Consider the following 3,971-nt stretch of genomic DNA (forward strand, 5'->3'; position numbering starts at 1 on the left):
GCGCTCACCGGTGTCGGTGCGGAGAAGGCGATCTCGCACTGATGCCGTCCTGGCCCGGGGGGGGGGGGGGCCCCCCCCCCCCCCGCCGCCCCCCGCGCTAGGTTGAGTGTTTTTTTTTTGTGGTGGGGGGGGGGTTGGCGGGGGGGCCCCCCCCCCGGCGCAGCTACCTACCGCCGGAACAGTTTGTTGCCCAGCCAGACAATCGGGTCGTATTGGCGATCGACGACGCGCTCTTTCAACGGAATCAACGCGTTGTCGGTGATCTTGATGTGTTCCGGGCACACCTCGGTGCAGCATTTGGTGATATTGCAATAGCTCAGACCCGCCTCCTCCTGCGCCATTTCCCGGCGATCGGCGGTGTCGAGCGGATGCATCTCCAGTTCGGAGATGCGCATCAGATAGCGCGGCCCGGCGAAGGCCTGCTTGTTGTCCTCGTGATCACGCACCACGTGGCAGGTGTTCTGGCACAGGAAGCACTCGATGCACTTGCGGAACTCCTGTGAGCGCTCCACATCGACCTGTTTCATCCGGTACTCGCCCGGCGCGAGATCGGCAGGAGGCGTGAAAGAAGGTATCTCCCTTGCCTTCTCGTAATTGAACGAGACATCGGTGACGAGATCCTTGATGATCGGGAAGGTGCGCATCGGCGTCACCGTGATCACCTCGTCCTGGGTGAACGTCGACATTCGCGTCATGCACAGCAACCGCGGCCTGCCGTTCACCTCCGCCGAACACGAACCACATTTGCCCGCTTTGCAATTCCAGCGCACCGCGAGATCGGGCGCCTGGGTGGCTTGCAGGCGATGGATGATGTCGAGCACCACTTCGCCCTCGTTCACCAGCACCGTGAAGTCCTCGAGACCGCCGCCGTCGACATCACCGCGCCAGACCCGGAACCGGGCGTCGTACCCCATCGCTACGCCTTTCGCTCGGCCGAGCTCGCGGCCGGATGTTCGGCCAGTTCCTGCTCGGTGTAGTACTTCTCGAGTTCGCTGAGTTCGAACAGGGCGAGCAGGTCCTCGCGCATCGGCGTCTGATCGGCCGGGGTGACCTTGATCGCCGGCATCTGCTGTCCCGCCGTGGCGGGGTCGATCGCGCAGACCAGCAGTGTGTTGCGCCAGTCCGGGTTCATCCCGGGGTGGTCGTCGCGGGTGTGCCCGCCGCGGCTCTCGGTGCGCAACAGCGCGGCCTCGGCCACGCATTCGCTGACCAGCAGCATGTTGGCCAGGTCGAGCGCCAGATGCCAGCCGGGATTGAACTGCCGCTGCCCTTCCACCGTGACATCGGCGAATCGGGCGCGCAGCTGCGCCAGCTTCTTGATCGCCTCGCGCACCTCGTGTTCCTTGCGGATGATGCCGACCAGGTCGTTCATCGTCTGCTGCAACTCGCTGTGCAGGGTGTAGGGGTTCTCGCCGGGACCGGCCACCGGCGGATCGAACGGTGCCAGTGCGGTTTTCGTGGCGGCCGCGATATCGGCGTCGGCCGGTGCGGGCCGCTCGGTCAGCTGCTGGACGTAGGCCGACGCGCCGAGCCCGGCCCGCCTGCCGAACACCAGCAGGTCCGACAGCGAGTTGCCGCCGAGCCGGTTCCACCCGCGCACACCCCCGCACCCCGCCCCGGCGGCCAACAAGCGGGGCACCCCGCCCGCGCTGGTATCGGGGTCGACCTCGATACCGCCCATCACGTAGTGACAGGTCGGGCCGACCTCCATCGGTTCGGCGGTGATGTCGACATCGGCCAGCTCCTTGAACTGGTGATGCATCGACGGCAGCCTGCGCACGATCTCGTCGGCGGGCATGCGGGAGGCGATATCCAGGTAGACGCCGCCGTGTTCGGTGCCGCGCCCGGCCTTGACCTCCTCGTTGATCGCCCTGGCGACCTCGTCGCGGGGGAGCAGGTCGGGGGTGCGGCGCGCGGAATCGTTGTCGCGCAACCACTGATCGGCCTCGGCCTCGGTCTCGGCGTACTGGCCCTTGAACACCGGCGGGATGTAGTCGAACATGAACCGCTTGCCCTCGGAGTTCTTCAGCACGCCACCGTCACCGCGCACGCCCTCGGTGACCAGGATGCCCTTCACGCTCGGCGGCCAGACCATGCCGGTCGGATGGAACTGCAGGAATTCCATATTGATCAGCGTCGCGCCCGAGCGCAGTGCCAGCGCGTGCCCGTCGCCGGTGTACTCCCAGGAGTTCGAGGTCACCTTGTAGGACTTGCCGATGCCGCCGGTCGCGAGCACGATCGCGGGCGCCTTGAACAGCACCAGCCCGCCCGACTCGCGCCAGTAACCGAAGGCGCCGGCGATCCGGCCGTTGTCGGTGAGCAGTTCGGTGATCGTGCACTCGGCGAACACCTTGATCCTGGCCTCGTAGTCACCGGTGGCGGCGTGGTCCTCCTGCTGCAGCGACACGATCTTCTGCTGCATGGTGCGGATCAGTTCCAGACCGGTCCGGTCGCCGACGTGAGCAAGGCGCGGGTAGGTGTGGCCGCCGAAGTTGCGCTGGCTGATCCGCCCGTCGGGAGTCCGATCGAACAGCGCGCCATAGGTTTCCAGCTCCCACACCCGGTCCGGAGCTTCCCGCGCGTGCAGTTCGGCCATCCGCCAATTGTTGAGGAACTTGCCACCACGCATGGTGTCCTTGAAATGGGTCTGCCAGTTGTCCTTCTCGTTGGCATTGCCCATCGAGGCAGCGCAACCGCCCTCGGCCATCACGGTGTGCGCCTTGCCGAACAACGACTTACACACCACCGCGACCGAGAGCCCCTGCTCTCTTGCCTCGATGACGGCACGCAATCCGGCGCCGCCCGCCCCGATCACCACGACGTCGTAGTCGTGCTGTTCCACTTCTGGCATGTCGATGAAGCTCCTCGAGTCGACGCGAAATCAGTTGACGAACCGCAGGTCAGAAATGGTCTGGCTCGCAACCAACATCACGTAGAAGTCGGTGAGCGCGAGGGTGCCGAGGGTGGTCCAGGCCAGCGCCATGTGGCGGGTGTTGAGCTTGGAGACCTGGGTCCAGAACCAGTACCGCACCGGATGCGCGGAGAAGTGCTTGAGCCTGCCGCCCGCGATGTGCCTGCAGGAATGGCACGACAGGGTGTAGGCCCACAGCAGAATGACGTTGACCACCAGCACGATATTGCCGAGACCGAAGCCGAAACCGCCGGTGTCACCGTGGAATGCGTAGATCGCGTCGTAGGTGTTGATCAGCGAGACCACCACCGCGACATAGAAGAAGTAGCGGTGCGAGTTCTGGATGATCAGCGGCAGCCGCGACTCACCGGTGTAGCGCGCGTGCGGTTCGGCGACCGCGCAGGCGGGCGGGGAGAACCACACCGACCGGTAGTAGGCCTTGCGGTAGTAGTAGCAGGTCAGCCGGAAGCCGAGCAGGAACGGCAGCACCACGAAGCCGAGCGGGATCCACATCGGGAGTTCACCGAACGGTGTGCCGAAATGGCTCGAACCCGGTGCGCAGGAGTCGCTCAGGCACGGGGAGTAGAACGGCGTCAGATAGTGGTACTGCGGCACCCAATAGGCCGTGCGCACAAACGATCTGATCGTCGCGTAGCCGACGAAGGCGGCCAGGCCGATCGCGGTGAGCAGGGGTGGCAGCCACCACCGGTCGGTGCGCAGGGTGCGCGCGGCGATACGGGCTCTCGTCTTGCTGAAGACGCCCGTGCCGGACGGCGGGGTGGTGGTCGGTGCGGCACTCACGCTGGATGCCTCGCTGATCTAGGCCGTGCGGCGGTTGATCATTCCCCACCGCGATGGATTGTGATGTGGAGCACCATACGCCTGTGTTATCGCCGCTCGAGTCGGGTCTCCCCCAACCGCCCGTTACCCACCCTGGTGATCTCTGTCACAGCACCAGGTCTGGACAGGGGTCGGGGGGGGGGGCGCCGGGGGGGGGGGCGGGCCCCCCCCGGGGCACTCGTTGTGGGTTTGTTTTTGGCTCTCTGTGTCTCAACGAAAC

General features: G+C 65.8%; 3 protein-coding genes. All 3 read right to left on the reverse strand.

Annotated features, from left to right (window positions below; all coding sequences use genetic code 11):
* Window positions 1-167: 167 nt before the first annotated feature.
* Genes ACFWPJ_RS05080 through ACFWPJ_RS05090 form a run of 3 tightly spaced genes read right to left on the reverse strand, consistent with a single transcriptional unit; the run spans window position 168 to window position 3,712 of the window.
* Window positions 168-914: a succinate dehydrogenase/fumarate reductase iron-sulfur subunit gene (locus ACFWPJ_RS05080; protein WP_378847340.1), complete on the reverse strand. Its 747-nt coding sequence runs from the start codon at window positions 912-914 to the stop codon at window positions 168-170.
* A 2-nt stretch (window positions 915-916) separates the two neighbouring features.
* Window positions 917-2,851 (reverse strand): fumarate reductase/succinate dehydrogenase flavoprotein subunit, encoded by a 1,935-nt coding sequence (locus tag ACFWPJ_RS05085; RefSeq protein ID WP_378847342.1) that lies wholly within the window; start codon window positions 2,849-2,851, stop codon window positions 917-919.
* A 30-nt stretch (window positions 2,852-2,881) separates the two neighbouring features.
* Window positions 2,882-3,712 (reverse strand): hypothetical protein, encoded by an 831-nt coding sequence (locus ACFWPJ_RS05090; RefSeq protein WP_378847344.1) that lies wholly within the window; start codon window positions 3,710-3,712, stop codon window positions 2,882-2,884.
* Window positions 3,713-3,971: the final 259 nt, after the last annotated feature.

The sequence above is a fragment of the Nocardia sp. NPDC058497 genome, assembly GCF_042720195.1.
Classification (GTDB): domain Bacteria; phylum Actinomycetota; class Actinomycetes; order Mycobacteriales; family Mycobacteriaceae; genus Nocardia.

Coding starts and splice junctions, on each gene's coding strand:
- ACFWPJ_RS05080 (WP_378847340.1), bottom strand. CDS start 914: ATGGGGTACGACGCCCGGTTCCGGGTCTGGCGCGGTGATGTCGACGGC.
- ACFWPJ_RS05085 (WP_378847342.1), bottom strand. CDS start 2,851: ATGCCAGAAGTGGAACAGCACGACTACGACGTCGTGGTGATCGGGGCG.